We start from the raw sequence: 16,402 nt of genomic DNA, 5'->3' as shown, positions 1-16,402 counted from the left end.
AAATCCAAACTGCCAATAAAGGTTCGGATTTTTTCATGACTCGGTGTCGCATCGCGTTCCCAAGCAAGATATTGTTTTAAATCGTCAATATTGTTACTCAAAAAGCGGTCTATATCACGAAAGCTTTTTGCACCACCCATTATCGCAATCACAATGGCTGTTAATAATTTAGCTTGCGCGTAACGTTTACCTTCGCTGCGTCTTTTGTCTTCAATTTCTGAAAAGTAGGTTTCCAAAGTTTGCATGGTCAAATTACCGTTAGTTTAACTTTATCATTTTACACCAAAAGAACTTGGCAGGTCTGCGTCCCCAACGGGGGAGGGGACAGGTTACAGGCAGCCTGAAAGATTTTTGTCGTGTACTGAAAGGCTGCCTGAAAATGTAGGGTGTGCCGTGCGCACCCATTCAATCACAGTTTTTTGATTTTGTTGAAACTTGGTGCGCACGGCGCACCCTACTGTTACTGAATGTTCATATGGTTAATGTAAAATAACCATACAATAAAAATATAAATAAAATCAATGTAATGATTATACAAAGCGTTTTTTTCGTAAAAACAGGTAACTTGGTAACATTTGCGACAAAACCAATTTTCTTTTTTGCACGATAACGCAAAAAATATGGTAATAACAGCATGGTTACCGCAAATGCCACCAAACTGCTGGCACGAATAGGGTCATTCGCATTGATATATTCCATGTACCATGCCCAAGCCACATAACCCAGTACCGATACACCAGTAAACGACCAAATTCGTGCTACTTGTTGCCAATGAATAGGTAGTTTTTCGTATTGATATTGTGGTTTATTGTCCAACGGTGCGGCTGTTTTGTATAAAATTCGTGCACTATATAAGGGAATGATAGGAATAAATGCCACGACTATCCAATAAGTTGTGATGTATGTGCCATCAGTACGATAATCGCATTCTCCGTAAAATGTTGTACCAAAACCATTAATAGTGGACATAATTTTCTTTCTTTTTCAGGCTGCCTTTGGGTACACGACAATTTTACTATGCCAAATATGTAGGGTGCGTCCAACTCTGTTTTGCTTTCCCAAAACCCTGTTTGGTCATGCAAACAGGGTTTTCTATTTGCCGTTTACGCACCGAAATTTCAATTATTTGAATGATTTGGTGCGTGGTACGCACCCTACATTTCAGGTGTTGGTAAAATTGCCGTACCAAAAGGCAGCCTGAAGATTATTTCACCGTTTCCCACCATTTTTCGGTTTGGGTTTGCGCGTCAAACACTTGCCCCATGATGGGTGTAACCATAGGCACATTTTTCTCTGCCGCGATTTTCGCACTTTCGCGTACCGACTCGTCCCAGCCATGCACCGACAATGGATACGCCGCCCAATGCACAGGCACAAAACGCTTGGCGTTCACGTCCAACACCGCCTGAATTGTTTGTGCGGGAAACATATGGCTGTCTTCCCAAGGCTGATTGTATTGCCCATTTTCCATAAACACCCAATCAAAACCGCCCAATCGCCGCCCAATTTCAGCAAAATTCGGCGAATACGAACTGTCGCCCGAATAATAAATTTTTTCAATTGGCGTTTGCAGCACCCAGCCCGCCCACAGCGATTTATTTTTATCGTACAGGCTGCGTGAAGCGTCATGTCGTGCTGGAACAGCATGAAATGTTGTGCCAAATAAATCAACAGATTGCCACCAATCCAATTCCCGAATATTGTGCGGCGCAATGCCCCATTTTTTCAAATATTCGCCCACCCCAAGCGGCGTGATAAACTGAATATTCGGCTGATTTTGGGCAAAATATTCAACCACTTTACTGTCCAAATGGTCATAATGCACGTGGCTGTACACCACCACATCAATTGGCGGCAAATCCGCCAATGCCACAGGCGGCGGCTGAAAACGGTGCATCATCAAACCCACAGGCGATGGTGTGTTGTCATAAACTGGGTCTATCAAAATCGTTTTCCCATTCAGTCGCACAAACAGCGTGGAATGCCCAAACCAAACAAATTTTGCCTGCTCACTGGGTTTAAAAAATGCTTGCCAATCAGGTGTTTGCATGGGTAAGGCTCTGGGCGGGTGCATGGCGCGTTCATGGAACACCATTTTCCACAATGCCGCCGTCAAGCCCACTTTTGCCACCGCCCGAGACGGCGGATTATTGTGAAATCGCCCACTCGCCGCGTCATAATGGTCGCTGGCGGGATAAGTGGGAAAGGCGATGTAAGTTTCCGCCGTGTACGCGCCAAACACACCCAATAAAGCAAGTGGGATAAGTATTCGTTTTTTAAATAAATTTTTGAATTTCATCATAATATTTATGGGCAATCTAAATCTTCAGGCAGCCTGCAAATTAATTGGTCTCAATACCGTGAAAAATCAATTCATTGTCTTCTTCTAATGAACAAGCGGCGGTCTGTTCGCCCCATTGCGGCGCGGCAAGGGCAAAATCGCAAAACACATCGTCTGCGTTTTCAATCAAAAACGCGGCATATTGAATATAAGTATTTGATGTATCGTTTAATTTACTTTCTGTGCTGATGGTTTGCAACACGTCCGCACGGTGCGTGTCCAGCCATGCCAATTTGCGCGACACATTTTGCAGCGCAGCAATGACTTGGGTGGAATCCAGATTTTTGTTTTCAAAATCAATAATTAAAGTGCAATCATCTTGTTGCCAAATCGCACATTCTGCTTCCACACTTTCGCTGGTTTCCAATTCTAAATATTGGATTTGGGGAATGTGATGCTGGATTAATGAGTGTAAGTCTTTGGTTTTCATATTTTTTATTTGATAAATTTGTTTTATGGAAAAATTGTTTTTTGTACACGACAAGAATCTTCAGGCTGCCTGAAAATCCACCAATTCGGTTAATAAATCACACACTTGACGCAAATAATGCGCGTCTGTGTCGTCAAATGTGCTTAATTCAGTGTCATCTACGTCTAAAACGCCGTGAATGCTGCCATTACGCCGATACAGTGGCACGACAATTTCCGATTGCGATAAGCTGGAACAGGCGATGTGGTCGGGGTGTTCGTGGACATTGGGGACAACGATGGTTTGATTTTTCGCCCAACTTTGTCCGCACACGCCACGCCCTTTGGCGATTCGTGTGCAAGCCACCGTGCCTTGAAACGCAGACAATTGCAATTCTTTTTCAGATTGATTAACCAGATAAAATCCCACCCAAAACCAGCCAAAGGTTTCTTTTAATAATGCGCTGGTGTTAGCGAGTGCGGCGATGGGCAAATCGCCATCGTCAGCGAGTAGGGCGCGGAGTTGGGGGAGTAATTGGGTGTAGCGTTCTGTTTTATTCATGATTTTGGTAAGGTATTTTGTGGAAAAATGGCGATTGTAGCGCAAATTTCAGGCTGCTTGCGGTGTTTTAAATGATGGTTAATTGGGTATTTTATTGGGGCAAATAGTTGAATTTATTTTAATAAAATAGGTTTGTTGTCTCTTTTCAGGCAGCCTGAAAAGGGGGATTTGTAAATTTGGGTAAATAAATGTATTTAAAAATTATTTAAATTTGCCAATAAAAATTGTTTGCATTAATATGATGGGCTATGAAAAACGATACTCCCAAAAAAGCCATAGTGGTGGCGGTGGTTACCGCGCTGCATGTGGGTGTGATTGCATGGGCGTGGAAAACGTCCAAAGAGCCTGAACCAATTAATATAGATAACTTAACTTTCATTGATTTAAATGCTTTGGAAGAAGGGGCGTCTGGCGGTGATGGCGCAGCAGCAGGAGCGCAGGGCAAAGCCGCCGCGCCGCCTGCACCACCCCCACCGATTGCGCCTGTACCGCCCAAAGTTCAGCCCGAACCACCCAAACCCAAGTCCGAGCCGCCCAAACCGCAGCCAAAATCTGAACCCAAGCCCAAACCACAGCCCAAACCCGAACCCGAACCCGAACCTGTGGTGAAGCCCAAAGCACAGGTAAACGCGGTGGAGCGTGATGATAAACCTGCTGACGTGGTTCAACCCAAAGAAAAACCTGAACCGAAACCGAAGCCCAAACCGAAACCAATTGAAAAACCCGTTGAGCCGCCCAAAGTGGAAAAACCCAAACAGGTAGAAAAACCCGAGCCGAAACCCGAACCACCTAAAGTGGATATGGAAAAATTGGCGCAAGAACGGCGTGAAGCAGAAGAACGTGCGCGTGAGCGTGCCGAAAAAGCCGCCGCCGAAAAAGCAGAACGCGAAGCCAAAGCCGCCGAAGCCCGTGAACGTGCTGAAAAAGCTGCCGCAGAACGCGCCGCTGCCGCTAAAGAAGCAGCAGAACGTGCTGCGAAATTGGCAGCAGCCAAAGCCGCCGCCGATAGCGCAGAAGGTGGCAAAAACCGTAGTGGCGTGTCAGGCAATGGCAGCGATGAAGGCAGCAGCAACCGTTCAGGTAGCCGCAATGGCGGCAGAGACGGTGTGGAAGGCGGCGAAGGTCGCACAGGCAATTTGGCGAACAAACGCGGTCAAGGCGTGGGCGATGGTGACAATGACAAGGGCAAGAGCAAAACCAAAGGCGATGACGATGGTGGCGACAGCAATAAGCTCAAACGCGGCGGTGGTGGCATTGTAGATGGTGGCGTGATTTCCCGTCCTGCACCTGAATATCCGCCTGCTTCGGAAGAAAATGGCGAAGAAGGCACGGTGATGATTGAAATCATGGTTGAACCAAATGGCAGTGTGTCATCCGCCCGAGTTGCCAAATCAAGTGGTTATCCGCGTTTGGATAATGCAGCATTACGCGCATTTAAAGCGGGTAAATATAAACCGAAATCGGAAGATGGTGCGCCCATGCGTACCCGTTTTACGGTGAAAACGGTGTTTAGTTTATGATGTGTTTTTCAGGCTGCCTGAAAAACCAATTGTTTAATTTTTTGAAAGTCAATAAATGAATTTTAAGTTAGTTTTTGAGAGTGGTGCCCCCGTCTTAATTGGCGTGTTTTTGAGTTTGGTGGGCATGAGCATTGTTACTTGGTGCTTGATTGTATGGCGTAGCATGCAGTTGTTCAAAGCGAAAAAGCGTAACCATGAAGCCTATCATGCGTTTTGGAAAGCAGAAAATCTGAACACGGCGGAAATGAGCATGAAAGTGATTGACGCGCCCGTGTCGGAATTGGCATTGCACGCGATTACGGCGAATCGTCAATTTGCGGATATGCAGCAAAAAATGCTGTCTGCCAGTTTGCCCAAAAGCGATTTTTTGGAACGCGAAATCCGTTATGGCATGACACGCATTTTGAATCGTTATGACACTGGTTTGAGCGTATTGGCTTCGGTGGGTTCTACTGCGCCGTTTATTGGTTTGCTGGGGACGGTGTGGGGGATTTATCACGCGCTGGAAGGCATTAGCAAAGCGGGTCAAATGAGCATTGCGGCGGTGGCAGGCCCCATCGGTGAAGCATTGGTGGCGACTGCGGTGGGTTTGTTTGTGGCGATTCCTGCGGTATTGGCGTATAACTATTTTGCGCGTAAAAATAAAGTGTTGTCGCGCCGCATGAATGAATTTGCCCACGATTTGCATGTTTATTTGATTAATGTAAAGGATTGATATTATGGCATTTGGTTCTATGGGCGATGGCGATGAAGATTCGCCAATGTCAGACATTAACGTAACGCCTTTGGTGGACGTGATGTTGGTGTTGTTAATCGTGTTTATGATTACCATGCCTGTGCTGACGCATTCTTTGCAAATCAACTTGCCTGTTTCATCGCAAAAAGAACAGGATAAAAAACAAGATGATAAAAGCAAAAAAGACATTTTAACCATTGCGGTAAACAAAGACGGTAAATACGCTTTGGGCGCGGAATCGGATAAAGTGGTGGCGTTGGACGATTTGAAAGCGCGGTTTACGCAAATCGCGGCGGAAAATCCTGACCAAATCATTGCGATTAGCGCAGATAAAGACGCACCGTATGATTTTGTATTGCAAGTGCTGCAAGCGGCGCGTGATGCGAAATTGTCCAAAGTGGCGTTTAATATGGAAGCGAAAAAGTAAGTTTATTAAGGCAGCCTGAAAGATTTTTCAGGCTGCCTGTTTATTTAAAAGGCGAAAAATCGTATAATTCAGTTTACATTTTTTGATGTTCTTTAACAAGTTTCCTAACAGGCTGCCCCTTATTTTCAGGCAGCCTGAAAAATTTTTGATGAAAGTTTCCCCATGAGTACACTCAATCCCGCCCTGAACACCGCATTCAAAGCCGCTCGCAAAGCTGGCGATTTGATGATTCGCGCCACCAAAAATTTGCCCGCCATTCGCATTGACAATAAAGCGTTTAACGATTTTGTTTCCGATGTGGACAGACAGGCTGAAGCGATTTTAGTCAATGCGCTGCAAGAAGCCTACCCACACCACCGCATTGTGTGCGAAGAGAGTGGCGTGTTTGGCAATGAAAAAGCGGATTTTGAATGGATTATTGACCCATTGGACGGTACGACCAATTATTTGCACGGGCACCCACAATACGCCATCAGCATGGCTTTACTGGAAAAAGGGGTATTGAAGGAAGCACTGGTTTACGCGCCCGAACGCAATGATTTGTACACCGCTTCACGCGGACAAGGGGCGTTGTTAAATGACCGCCGCATTCGCGTATCCAATCGTTTTGAATTGCCGCATTGCTTGATTGGCACGGGTTTTCCTGTGGTGGATCAATCTATGTTGCCCACTTATTTGGCGATTTTGCAAGAATTTATCACCAAAACGGCAGGGGCTAGACGTGAAGGCGCAGCTTCATTGGATTTGTGTTCGTTGGCGTGCGGACGATTTGATGGCTTTTTTGAATTTAATTTGAAGCCTTGGGACATCGCGGCGGGCGCATTGATTGTGCAAGAAGCTGGCGGCATTGTTACCGATTTTCAGGGCGAACAAGATTGGCTGGAAAGCGGCAATGTGGTGGCGGCTAATCCGAAAATGTTGGTGCAAATGTTGAAAATCATCGGTAAACATATTTAGTTTTTAATTAAAAACACCAGTTATTTGATTTAACTGGTGTTTTTTCTTTTTAGGCTGCCTGAAAATGGTTTACAGCTTTTTCCATTCCCAAATCGTGCCATCGGTATTCACGCTCAAATAATACTGTGCGCCCACAGTTTCAATTTCTGCTGTATGCCAAAAACGTCGCTTTAATTTTGGCATCCAAATAAATGCCACATGATATGGCTCTGTCCAAACGGCATTCACTTCTTTGGCTTTGGTGCGCCATAATTGCGCAGCGTAAACCACGTCTTCAAAATGAATCTCGCTCAAAGGCGTGAGATGAGGGGTGATTTTGTTGCGGTTAATCTCTTCATCTTCGTCTAAAATGGGTGAAGACCATTGCTCGTGTTCATAACGTAAAATCCAAATATCATCGGCTTTATCAGGACTTTGCACCGATAATTCAATACGCGGACGCACACCATCAAAAAAATCAATATTGCCAAACACCTGCACAGGTTTGCCGCCAAATTGCGGCATGGCTTGCAAACGCGTTTTTGCCAACGATAAGGCTTCACGGTCTTCCAACAAATTTTGTTTTGGCTTCGGTATAACAGTTGCTGATGCAGCTACGGCATTGCTTGCTGCATAAGTGTCTGCATTGGCGTGGAATTTATCACACGCGTTCAAACAAATTAATACACTACTGATTAAACAAATTTTTTTTAACATTTATTTTTGCTCTAATGAAGTTTTGGCTCGTTTGGCGGCGGCGGATTGTGGTTGGCTGGCAATCAGTCTGCGCCAAGTTTCTTTGGCAATATCGCGTTGTTGTATGCTCCATTGGCATTGTCCGACCATAAATTGCGCTTCTGCCGATTCATTGCTGCCTGAAAAATGCCCTGCCAAGCGTTGCCCAATACTGATGACCGATTGGCAATTTTGCAATTTTTGATGAGCCAATAATAATAAATACATCTGCTTACGCGCTGACACGCTGCCATCGTCGCCCGAATCCGCGCTGCGTAATAAATTCACCACTTTGCGATACTCGCGTTGCTGATACGCTTTTTGCGCCGACACATACACATCGTTATTAGAAGCAATCGGCGCGATTTCCGCCAAAGTTGGCACTTCTTGCGCTTTTTCGGGTAGGCTTGCAGGCTGCGTTGTTTCAGAAACGGGGGTGGTGGTTTTAGGGCTGGTGTGGTTGGGTTTGGTTTTCGGTTTTGGCACAGGGGGTTTGGGTGGATTGGGTTTCGCCCGCTCTTTGGGTTTACGAACGGCTTGTGGGGTTTTAAGTTCTTTGGGCGATTCCGCCACCTGTTCCGCCACCGCTTCGCTGGCAGCCTGAGCGGGCGGTGTTTGCAATAAAGACACCACCGCACCTATGGAATCCTGCTCGTAAATATTGGCTAATTCCGCGATTTTAATTTCAGATTGTATTGCTTGCGTTGGCGCAGACGTAGCGACCACAGACGGTGGCGTTTTCGCACACGCCGCCAATATCAAAACCAAAGGCAAAACACAATATTTCATCATTCAGCCATTTCACATTTCAAAATAAAGAAGCGATTATTTTAACATTTTTAATCGCCATATCATCAAGTAAAAAGGGCGGATATGCCTATCCACCCCATTGTGCCGTGTACTATATTTCAGGCTGCCTGAAAATTATTTTTCCGTTTCGTCCACATTTTTGCGATACAAAACCAATAATTTACCAATGTGTTGCACCAATTGCGCCCCTGTTGCCGCGCACAATTCATGGCAAATTGCCAAGCGTTCATCACGGTCATCGCCCAATACGCGTACTTTAATCAATTCGTGGGCGCGTAAAGCCGTTTCCGTTTCCTGTACCACCGCTTCGGTTAAACCCTTTTGTCCAACCATGACTACGGGATTCAAATGATGGGCTTGCGATTTGAGTGCCAATCGCTCTTGTTTACTTAAAGATTGTTCATTCATGCTTACTGCTTTGACTAAAATAATAAAAACGGCGTATTGTACCGAATTTTCAGGCAGCCTGAAGAATTTTTTTGCCAAATAGCGCAATTTCAGGTATTCTACAGCCTTTCCGTACCCGTAGCTCAGTTGGAAGAGTGTCAGTTTCCGAAGCTGAAGGTCGCTGGTTCGAACCCAGTCGGGTGCGCCATATACACCTATAGGCAGCCTGAAAATTCATTTTCAGGCTGCCTAAAATTTTTATGATAACTGAATTGGCAAAATCAAAAAATCTCCCATTTATTCAATGGGAGATTTTGTTTACCAATCCAAATCCTTTTTTGATGATTGATTTACATACGGCTCAATTCGCGTTGCAAAGCCTGAATATTTTGCTGACGGTCTAATACCGCGCTTTCCAATTGGCGAATTCGCGTTTGATGACCTGCGTCAGCCGTTTGCGTATTGACTGCGCGACCATCGGTCAAGGCTTTTTGCGCTTGCGCCAAAGCGGTGCGTTCATTGTTCAGCTCTTGTTCCAAAATGGTGCGACGACCGCTATTGGTGGAGCGGCGTGGTGCAGTGTCCACTTGGCGTTGCAAAGCAACGGGCACAGTCGTAGGGGCGCGTAATGTGGTTGCGGCAACTGTGCGTGGACGAGGTACGGCAACGCGACGTTGCGCTACTTCCACTGTGCGTGGGGCAGCGATTTTGTCTGCCGTAACCACTTCTTCTTTAGGTAAGGTGCTGGTATAGCTGCCGATTTGCCGCCCCAAATTGGCGCGACCTTTTGCAGCTTTGGGATTAGACGTGTAGCAGCCATTGCCACAGCTATATACTTTCGCGTCCAACGCTGGGCTGGCAGCTACGGCAAATGCTAAGACAATTAAAGGTTTTTTCATCATCAGGTTCCTTGTTTTAACAACAGAATCACCGCCCAAAGTATAGATGAAAAATAACTTCAGGCAGCCTGAAAACTGTTGCATTTTCACGAATTACTCGGCAAATTCCGCATCAATTTCTGCATTGACACATTCTAACTCTTCTTGCCATTGCAACCAGTTTTCTTCCAATTCACTTAATTTTACTTTAATTTCGGCGGTTTGGGTTAAAAATTGTTGTAAATTTGTCTTATTTTCGGGTAGATAAGTAACCTCATCTGCCAAAATCCGCTCTAAATCGGTCAATTTGACTTGTAAAATGGACATCTCTTTTTCGGCTTTGTCAATTTTTTGTTGAATCGGTTTGCTGCGGCGCGAGCGTTCCTGCCGAATTTGCGCTTCCAAACGTTTCACATCTTTGCGGTTTTGCGATTGGCTGGACTGGGCGGGGGCGTTGGCGGCGTTTTCTTGCGCCAAACGCCATGCGCGGTAATCGTTCAAATCGCCGTCAAATGCTTGCAGGCTGCCTGAATGGATTAACAGAAATTGGTCGGTGGTCGCTTCAATCAAACTGCGGTCGTGCGACACCAAAATCATCGCGCCCTGAAAACTCTGCAATGCCACCGTCAGCGCGTGGCGCATATCCAAATCCAAATGGTTGGTCGGTTCGTCCAGCAGCAGCAAATTTGGTTTTTGCCACACCAACATCGCCAACGCCAAACGCGCTTTTTCGCCGCCCGAAAATGGCTCAATCGGCTGCGTTGCCATATCGCCAATAAAATTAAATCCGCCCAAATAGTTACGAATTTCTTGCTCTCGCACATCGGGCGATAATTGTTGAATATGCCAAATGGGGCTTTGGTCATCGCGCAGCGTATCCAATTGATGTTGCGCGAAATAACCGATGTTTAATTTGTCGGATTTGATGATTTGTCCGCTTACGGGTTTCAGGCTGCCTGCAAGGGCTTTGATAAATGTGGATTTTCCCGAACCATTCACGCCCAGTAAACCAAATCGCGCCCCATTTTCCAGCGATAAAGTAATATTTTTTAAAATAATTTCATCGCCGTAGCCCAAATTTGCTGTATCCAATTTCAATAAGGGATTGGGCAAATGCGTGGGCTGCTCAAATTCAAAACTGAATTCGCTGTCCAAATGCGCGGGGGAGATTAATTCTAATTTTTCTAATGCTTTAACGCGGCTTTGGGCTTGCGTGGCTTTGGTGGCTTTTGCCTTAAATCGGTCAATAAAAGATTGTAAATGTTTGATGTGTGCCTGTTGTTTGGTGTAGGCAGCTTGCTGATTGGCTAATCGTTGGGCGCGTTCTTTCAGGTAAAAATCATAATTACCGCCGTAGCTATGCAATTTTTGTGCTGATAATTCAAGGGTGTGGGTGGTGGTCGCATTCAAAAAATCGCGGTCGTGCGAAATAATGATTTGCGTACACGGCAGTGTGGCGAGATGGTTTTCCAGCCACAACACGGTTTCCAAATCCAAATGGTTGGTTGGTTCGTCCAGCAACAATAAATCGGCGCGACACATCAATGCCTGCGCCAAATTCAGCCGCATGCGCCAGCCACCCGAAAAGGCTTTGACAGGTTTGACGTGTTCATCTTGCGAAAAACCGAGACCGCTCAACAATTTGGCAGCGCGAGCGGGCGCGGAATAAGCGTCAATTTCGTCCAATTTGGCGTGAATTTCGGCGATTTGGTTGCCATGATTTGCCGCTTCCGCCACGAGTAAGGCAGCCTGAAACTGTTGCAATTCTGGGTCGCCCTGCAACACATAATCCAGCGCGGAGATGTCCAAAGCGGGGGTTTCTTGGGCAACGGCTGCCAGTTTCCATGTTTTGGGGATTTGACAATCGCCGCTGTCTTGGCTGATTTCGCCTTTAATCAGGGCGAATAGGCTGGATTTGCCTGTTCCGTTTTTGCCAATTAAACCAACGCGTTGGCGTGGGTTGATGGTGGCGTTGGCTTGATTCAGCAAGACTTTGGTGCCGCGTTGTAGGGTTAAGTTTTTGAGTTCTATCATAATGATTGGATTCAATAAATGGCAATTTAAAGAGATTTCAGGCTGCCTGAAAAATAAAACCAATCATTCTGCCGTGAAATTTGGGGTGTGGTCAAGTTTAGATGATTGATGGTTTAAATTTCATGATATTTGACACAAAACAAAAATAATGTCTTCAGGCAGCCTGAAACCTTGAATCTATCTTGATTTCTTCATTCGCCAAAATTATAATTAATAACAGTTTTCAACTACATTTAACAACAGGTGTTATCATGGTACAGTGTACATTGAATCAATTGAAAAAAAATCAAATTTTCCAAATTCACGCGATTGTGGCAAATCAGGAATTTGGTCAATTAGATGAAATGGTTATGCGCCGTTTGAAAGATTTGGGTTTTAATGAAGGGCAGACGGTGGAAGTGATTGGGCATGGCGTGTTTGGCATTGGACCTTATGCGGTGCGTTTGGGCAATCAATCGCAGTTTACTTTGCGCCGCGCGGAAGCGAAGAAGATTATTTGTATGCCATTATAAAATTTTCAGGCAGCCTGAAAATAAAAAATCAAGTCAAATCAAAAAATAAGGAAAAAAATCATGCCAACTCAATATGCTTTGGTGGGCATTCCCAATTGCGGCAAAACGGTTTTATTCAATGGCTTGACAGGTTCCAATGCCAAAATCGCCAATTATGCAGGCGTTACGGTGGACAGACGTGCTGGCAAACTGATTGCCCATGATGATATTGAAATCATAGACTTACCCGGAACATACAGCCTGCACAGCACCAGTTTAGACGAGCAAGTTACCCGTGATGCGGTGCTGGGCAAAATTGAACGTCGCCCCGATGGGATTATTGCCGTTGCCGATGCGACCAATTTACGCATGTCTTTGCGGATGATTTTGGAATTGAAAACGCTGGGTTTGCCAATGGTGGTGTCGCTGAATATGGCGGACGTGGCGCAATCTCGCGGTTTGCAAATTGACATCAAGACTTTATCCGAAAAATTGGGTGTCCCCGTTTTGCTCACGGCGGCGGTGCGTGCGGACGATGTGAAAGCGGTACGCGAAGCCGTTGCCCAAATGCCACGTCATCAGGACAATCAAATTCAACCAGATGTCATTTTTTTAGAAAAAAAATTAGGTCAATTAGACACGCAAACTTTATACGCGCAAGCCGATGACATTTTGCAGGCTGCCGTGTTACAAAATATGGCTTTACCGAATTGGCACAAAAAATTGGACGCATTTTTGCTGCACCCTGCTTTGGGCATTCCGATTCTACTGACAATTTTATTGCTGATTTTTCAAGCGGTTTATGCGTGGGCAGAGCCTGTGATGACGTGGATTGAAGAAGGTTTCGCGTGGCTGGGCGCGTGGGTGAGCAGTACGCTGCCTGAAGGGATTTTGGCAGATTTATTGGTCAATGGCGTGATTGCGGGTGTGGGCGGCGTGTTGGTGTTTTTGCCGCAAATCACGATTTTGTTTGCGTTTATTTTATTGTTGGAAGATTCGGGTTATCTGCCACGCGCCGCGTTTATGCTGGACAATGTGTTGGCGAAAACGGGTTTGTCGGGGCGGTCGTTTATTCCCTTATTGTCCAGTTTTGCTTGCGCTGTGCCTGCGGTGATGGCGGCGCGGACAATTAATAATCCGCGTGAACGCTTGGTTACCATTGCCATTGCGCCTGTGCTGACCTGTTCGGCGCGGCTGCCTGTGTACGCGCTGATTATTGGCGCAATTATTCCCGAAAAAACGGTGTGGGGGGTATTTAATTTGCAGGGGCTGACTTTGTTTGGCTTGTATTTGGCGGGGATTGTGTCGGCGGCGGCGGTGGCTTTGGTGCTGAAATGGTGGGCAAAACGCGAAGGCAATGTGCAACAGTTTCCTTTGTTAATGGAATTGCCCACGTTTCGCATACCGAATTTCCGCCATATTGCGCGGAGTTTGTGGGAGCGCGTGGCGGCGTTTTTGAAACGCGCGGGGACGATTATTTTTGCCTTAAGCGTGATTTTATGGGCGATGACAACTTTTCCAGCCGCCCCCGAAGGCGCAACTGGCGCGGCGATTGATTACAGTTTGGCGGGCATGTTGGGCAAGGCAATTCAGCCGATTTTTGAGCCATTGGGTTTCACTTGGCAAATGTGCATTGCGATGATTCCAGGAATGGCGGCGCGAGAAGTGGTGGTGGCGGCTTTGGGGACGGTGTATGCAGTGGGTGCGGAAAGTGAAGAAGCGATTAGTAGCGCATTGTCGCCGATTGTGGCGAGTGATTGGGGTTTGCCGACCGCGTTTGCGTTTTTGGCGTGGTATATTTACGCGCCAATGTGTTTGGCAACTTTGGCAACCATACGCCGTGAAACCAAATCCACTTTACACACTTGGTTGATTACAGGTTATTTATTTGTTTTAGCGTATGTATTTGCATTTTTAACTTATCAGGTAACGAAAGGGCTGATGTGATGGGTATTCAAGAATGGATTGTTTTGGGCATGGTGGCGGTGTCGGTGGGATTTGTGTTGCGCAAATATGTGTTTAAACCAAAAAACAAACAGGGTGGAAAATCGTGTTCGTCTGGTGGGTGTGGGAAATGTGGAGGGTGTGGGTAGGGGGATAATAACTTTTAATTTAAAATAAAAGAGTTATTTAATTTAGTAAACATTGGATTTTATTCAAAAATCAAAATGTTTTAATATTTTTCAGGCTGCCTGTTTACTTCAGGCAGCCTGAAAGCAGCAAAATATTAGTGTCAATCAGCAGCATATTTCGCCTTTATTGCCATTTCTACCGCTTGTTCTTCCAAGTGCATTGTGCATTAAATCAGGATTAGCAAAACGAGCCAAACCACCAGCCCGCGCCAATTTACGTTGGCGATTTTCTTCATCTGCAAAGATTGGAAAAATCAGCAGTCCATTGATTTAAAAATTGTGGGGTAGTGATAGTTTTTACACAGGTGCAGAGCGCGATGTTATTTGCGTGAACCCTGATGAATACAAAGCTCACGCCCAATCGCCCCCACTAAACCAGTTGCACCAGCTTTTGTCAAAAATGCGAAAAAATGAGCAGATTTTGACAAAAAAACTATCAGCTTTTAAACAATTTTAAGCGTGTTTTAAACGGTTTTTAAATGCCCTTTAAAGCACGCTTAATTTTTGTTTAAATGCTACGCCCTAGCCAAACCACTTGCCCAATAATGGCAACGCTTTCATTGCTGCGCTCCACGCAAACCAACGCACCCCACCCTTCCATTGAAAGATGTTTTTTATTAGGCGCAACTCGGAACTGAACTTGGAACTTTGAAAGATAGTTCCAAGTTCAGTTTTTTATATTAAAACCAATCAATTAAGTAAACTTATTTGATTTCAAGCCAAATGCTAACTTGGAACTCAATTCTTTAATTTTATGTTCCAAGTTATTCACTCAACTTTTTCTTTTCTCTGCTGTATTTTCCATTAACCATTGTTACGAGTTTTTTCATTTCCACTTCATCAAGTTCAGTTGAACTATCAACACCAAATTTGCTTTTTAATGTATCACGATACCATTCTTCCAACCCAAGCTCTTTGATTTTTACATGGATTGTAGAATATTGATTATTACGATAAGCAGTCGGATTATTGCGTTTTGATGTTGCTGTATTATTTAAATTGCCCAGCCATTTTCTCAAAAACATTTTTGCTTTTTCAAAATCATCTTTGGCAATAAGTTTGTATGTTGAAACTTGACAATGTGCATTTAGACTTGACCAAACTGCACGATGTGTTTTGGGTTTTCTTTTAACTTCCTGTTCTTTAGCTACAATTTTATTAACTAAATCCAGTAAAATGGCTTTTTCTTCCTCATCAATACGATTGTCGTCAGGAGAAATCTCAACAACGGTTTTTGTAATATGTTTTTGGGTCGTAATGTTATTTTGTGTACCTGTTACTTGATTGACTGTATTGTGATTGCCAACAATCGGACTGCCTGAAACTTCGGCATTAAATTGAACGCCACCATGATTTTCATTCAATACTTGATTAAGTTCATTTTCAAATTTTTGCGCCACCATGTGTAAATTTTCAGATTTCACTCCCGTTAAAACAAATTGAACATCTACTCCCAATTGAGCAGCAGCAGCCAAAAATTCAGCCGACATATTTGCTTTACCTGTTTCATATAAACGCAAACTTTCGTCTGTTTTATTAACTTGGGCTGCAAAATTCTTACGACTGTATCCTAAACGCTCACGTTCATCAATTAAATTATGCGCTATATCAATTAGTTGCATTTAAGTCTCCAAAAATAATTGCTATACCAAATATTTTTGGTATATGATTCAATTCATAGGTTAGGCAGTCAATTCAGACAGCCTACTAAAGCAAGTGAATTTTGTATTTTAGCATAGGATTGAACATGGAAGCACATGAAATCTATGAAAAATTAAGGGAAAAGCAGGTTTCTGCTCGCATGATTGCCCAAGTTTTAGGCGTTACCAATCAATCTGTTTCAGATGTCATTCGCAATGGACGTGGCAGCAAACGTATTGCAGAAGCGATTGCAACAGTCTTGGAAAAACCGCTTGATATGGTGTTTCCGCATTACGCGCCGAAACCATCTCACCAAGAAAAACTCTCGGTTTTACGAAATCAATTATTGGGTTTGAGTAATTAA

The 16,402-nt window shown here is 44.7% G+C and carries 20 protein-coding genes and 1 tRNA gene; 10 read left to right on the top strand and 11 right to left on the bottom strand.

Annotated features, from left to right (window positions below; genetic code table 11):
• The 5 genes from Q338_RS02140 to Q338_RS02120 form a co-directional block, all read right to left on the bottom strand.
• Window positions 1-245, bottom strand: a 245-nt coding sequence (locus tag Q338_RS02140) for a transposase family protein (RefSeq protein ID WP_034291500.1), incomplete at its 3' end; no start/stop codon positions are given.
• Window positions 246-471: 226 nt separating this feature from the next.
• Window positions 472-969, bottom strand: a complete 498-nt coding sequence (locus Q338_RS02135; protein WP_034291498.1) for a hypothetical protein — start codon at window positions 967-969, stop codon at window positions 472-474.
• A 235-nt stretch (window positions 970-1,204) separates the two neighbouring features.
• A complete protein-coding gene (locus Q338_RS02130; RefSeq protein WP_211249419.1) occupies window positions 1,205-2,302 on the bottom strand; it encodes an MBL fold metallo-hydrolase in 1,098 nt (365 codons plus the stop codon).
• Between the two features lie 40 nt (window positions 2,303-2,342).
• Window positions 2,343-2,771, bottom strand: a complete 429-nt coding sequence (locus Q338_RS02125; RefSeq protein ID WP_034291555.1) for a hypothetical protein — start codon at window positions 2,769-2,771, stop codon at window positions 2,343-2,345.
• 60 nt (window positions 2,772-2,831) lie between these two features.
• On the bottom strand, window positions 2,832-3,311 hold the full coding sequence (locus tag Q338_RS02120; RefSeq protein ID WP_034291553.1) for a GAF domain-containing protein: 480 nt from the start codon (window positions 3,309-3,311) through the stop codon (window positions 2,832-2,834).
• 248 nt (window positions 3,312-3,559) lie between these two features.
• Between Q338_RS02120 and Q338_RS14310 the strand changes: the two genes are divergently transcribed.
• The 4 genes from Q338_RS14310 (at window position 3,560) to Q338_RS02100 (ending at window position 6,951) form a co-directional block, all read left to right on the top strand.
• Window positions 3,560-4,831 (top strand): energy transducer TonB, encoded by a 1,272-nt coding sequence (locus tag Q338_RS14310; RefSeq protein WP_051968417.1) that lies wholly within the window; start codon window positions 3,560-3,562, stop codon window positions 4,829-4,831.
• A 55-nt stretch (window positions 4,832-4,886) separates the two neighbouring features.
• Complete coding sequence (locus tag Q338_RS02110) at window positions 4,887-5,546, top strand: MotA/TolQ/ExbB proton channel family protein (protein ID WP_034291496.1); 660 nt, start codon at window positions 4,887-4,889, stop codon at window positions 5,544-5,546.
• Between the two features lie 4 nt (window positions 5,547-5,550).
• Window positions 5,551-5,994, top strand: a complete 444-nt coding sequence (locus tag Q338_RS02105) for an ExbD/TolR family protein (protein ID WP_034291494.1) — start codon at window positions 5,551-5,553, stop codon at window positions 5,992-5,994.
• 162 nt (window positions 5,995-6,156) lie between these two features.
• A complete protein-coding gene (locus tag Q338_RS02100; RefSeq protein ID WP_034291492.1) occupies window positions 6,157-6,951 on the top strand; it encodes an inositol monophosphatase family protein in 795 nt (264 codons plus the stop codon).
• Window positions 6,952-7,020: 69 nt separating this feature from the next.
• Here Q338_RS02100 and Q338_RS02095 read toward each other — a convergent pair whose 3' ends face one another.
• The 3 genes from Q338_RS02095 to yhbY all read right to left on the bottom strand — a co-directional run bounded on the left by Q338_RS02095 (window position 7,021) and on the right by yhbY (window position 8,883).
• Window positions 7,021-7,647, bottom strand: a complete 627-nt coding sequence (locus tag Q338_RS02095) for a hypothetical protein (protein WP_051968416.1) — start codon at window positions 7,645-7,647, stop codon at window positions 7,021-7,023.
• Entirely contained in the window at window positions 7,648-8,457 is an 810-nt protein-coding gene (locus Q338_RS13645) for a tetratricopeptide repeat protein (protein WP_147293717.1), read from the bottom strand.
• 132 nt (window positions 8,458-8,589) lie between these two features.
• Window positions 8,590-8,883 carry a ribosome assembly RNA-binding protein YhbY gene (gene yhbY / locus Q338_RS02085; protein WP_034291544.1) on the bottom strand — a complete coding sequence of 98 codons (294 nt, stop codon included), beginning with the start codon at window positions 8,881-8,883 and terminating at the stop codon, window positions 8,590-8,592.
• A 111-nt stretch (window positions 8,884-8,994) separates the two neighbouring features.
• On the opposite strand from yhbY, the gene Q338_RS02080 reads away from it, so the two are divergent.
• Window positions 8,995-9,070: transfer RNA gene (locus Q338_RS02080), tRNA-Arg, on the top strand.
• A 142-nt stretch (window positions 9,071-9,212) separates the two neighbouring features.
• On the opposite strand, the gene Q338_RS02075 is transcribed toward Q338_RS02080, so the two are convergent.
• Window positions 9,213-9,761, bottom strand: coding sequence for a hypothetical protein (locus Q338_RS02075; protein WP_034291490.1), 549 nt, complete (start codon window positions 9,759-9,761; stop codon window positions 9,213-9,215).
• Between the two features lie 93 nt (window positions 9,762-9,854).
• Window positions 9,855-11,774, bottom strand: a complete 1,920-nt coding sequence (locus Q338_RS02070; protein WP_034291488.1) for an ATP-binding cassette domain-containing protein — start codon at window positions 11,772-11,774, stop codon at window positions 9,855-9,857.
• Here Q338_RS02070 and Q338_RS15285 point away from each other — a divergent pair.
• From Q338_RS15285 to Q338_RS13995, 4 genes are all read left to right on the top strand, one after another.
• The gene (locus Q338_RS15285; protein ID WP_280517478.1) at window positions 11,761-11,883 is read left to right on the top strand and encodes a hypothetical protein; all 123 of its coding nucleotides are present in this window, start codon (window positions 11,761-11,763) and stop codon (window positions 11,881-11,883) included. The genes Q338_RS02070 and Q338_RS15285 overlap by 14 nt on opposite strands.
• Before the next feature lie 142 nt (window positions 11,884-12,025).
• Window positions 12,026-12,286 carry a FeoA family protein gene (locus Q338_RS02065; protein ID WP_034291486.1) on the top strand — a complete coding sequence of 87 codons (261 nt, stop codon included), beginning with the start codon at window positions 12,026-12,028 and terminating at the stop codon, window positions 12,284-12,286.
• A gap of 60 nt (window positions 12,287-12,346) precedes the next feature.
• Window positions 12,347-14,212: a ferrous iron transporter B gene (gene feoB / locus Q338_RS02060; protein ID WP_034291483.1), complete on the top strand. Its 1,866-nt coding sequence runs from the start codon at window positions 12,347-12,349 to the stop codon at window positions 14,210-14,212.
• The gene (locus Q338_RS13995) at window positions 14,212-14,358 is read left to right on the top strand and encodes a FeoB-associated Cys-rich membrane protein (protein WP_084693462.1); all 147 of its coding nucleotides are present in this window, start codon (window positions 14,212-14,214) and stop codon (window positions 14,356-14,358) included. The genes feoB and Q338_RS13995 overlap by 1 nt, the downstream gene beginning before the upstream one ends.
• An 803-nt stretch (window positions 14,359-15,161) precedes the next feature.
• Here the strand turns inward: Q338_RS13995 and Q338_RS02055 are convergent.
• On the bottom strand, window positions 15,162-16,019 hold the full coding sequence (locus Q338_RS02055) for a transcriptional regulator (protein WP_034291481.1): 858 nt from the start codon (window positions 16,017-16,019) through the stop codon (window positions 15,162-15,164).
• A 125-nt stretch (window positions 16,020-16,144) separates the two neighbouring features.
• On the opposite strand from Q338_RS02055, the gene Q338_RS02050 reads away from it, so the two are divergent.
• Window positions 16,145-16,402, top strand: coding sequence for a helix-turn-helix transcriptional regulator (locus tag Q338_RS02050; protein ID WP_034291479.1), 258 nt, complete (start codon window positions 16,145-16,147; stop codon window positions 16,400-16,402).

The organism is Alysiella crassa DSM 2578, assembly GCF_000745955.1.
GTDB lineage: Bacteria > Pseudomonadota > Gammaproteobacteria > Burkholderiales > Neisseriaceae > Simonsiella > Simonsiella crassa.
The sequence above is the reverse complement of the archived record's forward strand: the minus strand, read 5'-3'. Positions and strand labels throughout refer to the sequence as shown.

Bases quoted from the DNA above. Each gene is read 5' to 3' on its own strand.
- Q338_RS02135 (WP_034291498.1), bottom strand. From the start codon at position 969: ATGTCCACTATTAATGGTTTTGGTACAACATTTTACGGAGAATGCGAT.
- Q338_RS02130 (WP_211249419.1), bottom strand. From the start codon at position 2,302: ATGATGAAATTCAAAAATTTATTTAAAAAACGAATACTTATCCCACTT.
- Q338_RS02125 (WP_034291555.1), bottom strand. From the start codon at position 2,771: ATGAAAACCAAAGACTTACACTCATTAATCCAGCATCACATTCCCCAA.
- Q338_RS02120 (WP_034291553.1), bottom strand. From the start codon at position 3,311: ATGAATAAAACAGAACGCTACACCCAATTACTCCCCCAACTCCGCGCC.
- Q338_RS14310 (WP_051968417.1), top strand. From the start codon at position 3,560: ATGAAAAACGATACTCCCAAAAAAGCCATAGTGGTGGCGGTGGTTACC.
- Q338_RS02110 (WP_034291496.1), top strand. From the start codon at position 4,887: ATGAATTTTAAGTTAGTTTTTGAGAGTGGTGCCCCCGTCTTAATTGGC.
- Q338_RS02105 (WP_034291494.1), top strand. From the start codon at position 5,551: ATGGCATTTGGTTCTATGGGCGATGGCGATGAAGATTCGCCAATGTCA.
- Q338_RS02100 (WP_034291492.1), top strand. From the start codon at position 6,157: ATGAGTACACTCAATCCCGCCCTGAACACCGCATTCAAAGCCGCTCGC.
- Q338_RS02095 (WP_051968416.1), bottom strand. From the start codon at position 7,647: ATGTTAAAAAAAATTTGTTTAATCAGTAGTGTATTAATTTGTTTGAAC.
- Q338_RS13645 (WP_147293717.1), bottom strand. From the start codon at position 8,457: ATGATGAAATATTGTGTTTTGCCTTTGGTTTTGATATTGGCGGCGTGT.
- yhbY (WP_034291544.1), bottom strand. From the start codon at position 8,883: ATGAATGAACAATCTTTAAGTAAACAAGAGCGATTGGCACTCAAATCG.
- Q338_RS02075 (WP_034291490.1), bottom strand. From the start codon at position 9,761: ATGAAAAAACCTTTAATTGTCTTAGCATTTGCCGTAGCTGCCAGCCCA.
- Q338_RS02070 (WP_034291488.1), bottom strand. From the start codon at position 11,774: ATGATAGAACTCAAAAACTTAACCCTACAACGCGGCACCAAAGTCTTG.
- Q338_RS02065 (WP_034291486.1), top strand. From the start codon at position 12,026: ATGGTACAGTGTACATTGAATCAATTGAAAAAAAATCAAATTTTCCAA.
- feoB (WP_034291483.1), top strand. From the start codon at position 12,347: ATGCCAACTCAATATGCTTTGGTGGGCATTCCCAATTGCGGCAAAACG.
- Q338_RS13995 (WP_084693462.1), top strand. From the start codon at position 14,212: ATGGGTATTCAAGAATGGATTGTTTTGGGCATGGTGGCGGTGTCGGTG.
- Q338_RS02055 (WP_034291481.1), bottom strand. From the start codon at position 16,019: ATGCAACTAATTGATATAGCGCATAATTTAATTGATGAACGTGAGCGT.
- Q338_RS02050 (WP_034291479.1), top strand. From the start codon at position 16,145: ATGGAAGCACATGAAATCTATGAAAAATTAAGGGAAAAGCAGGTTTCT.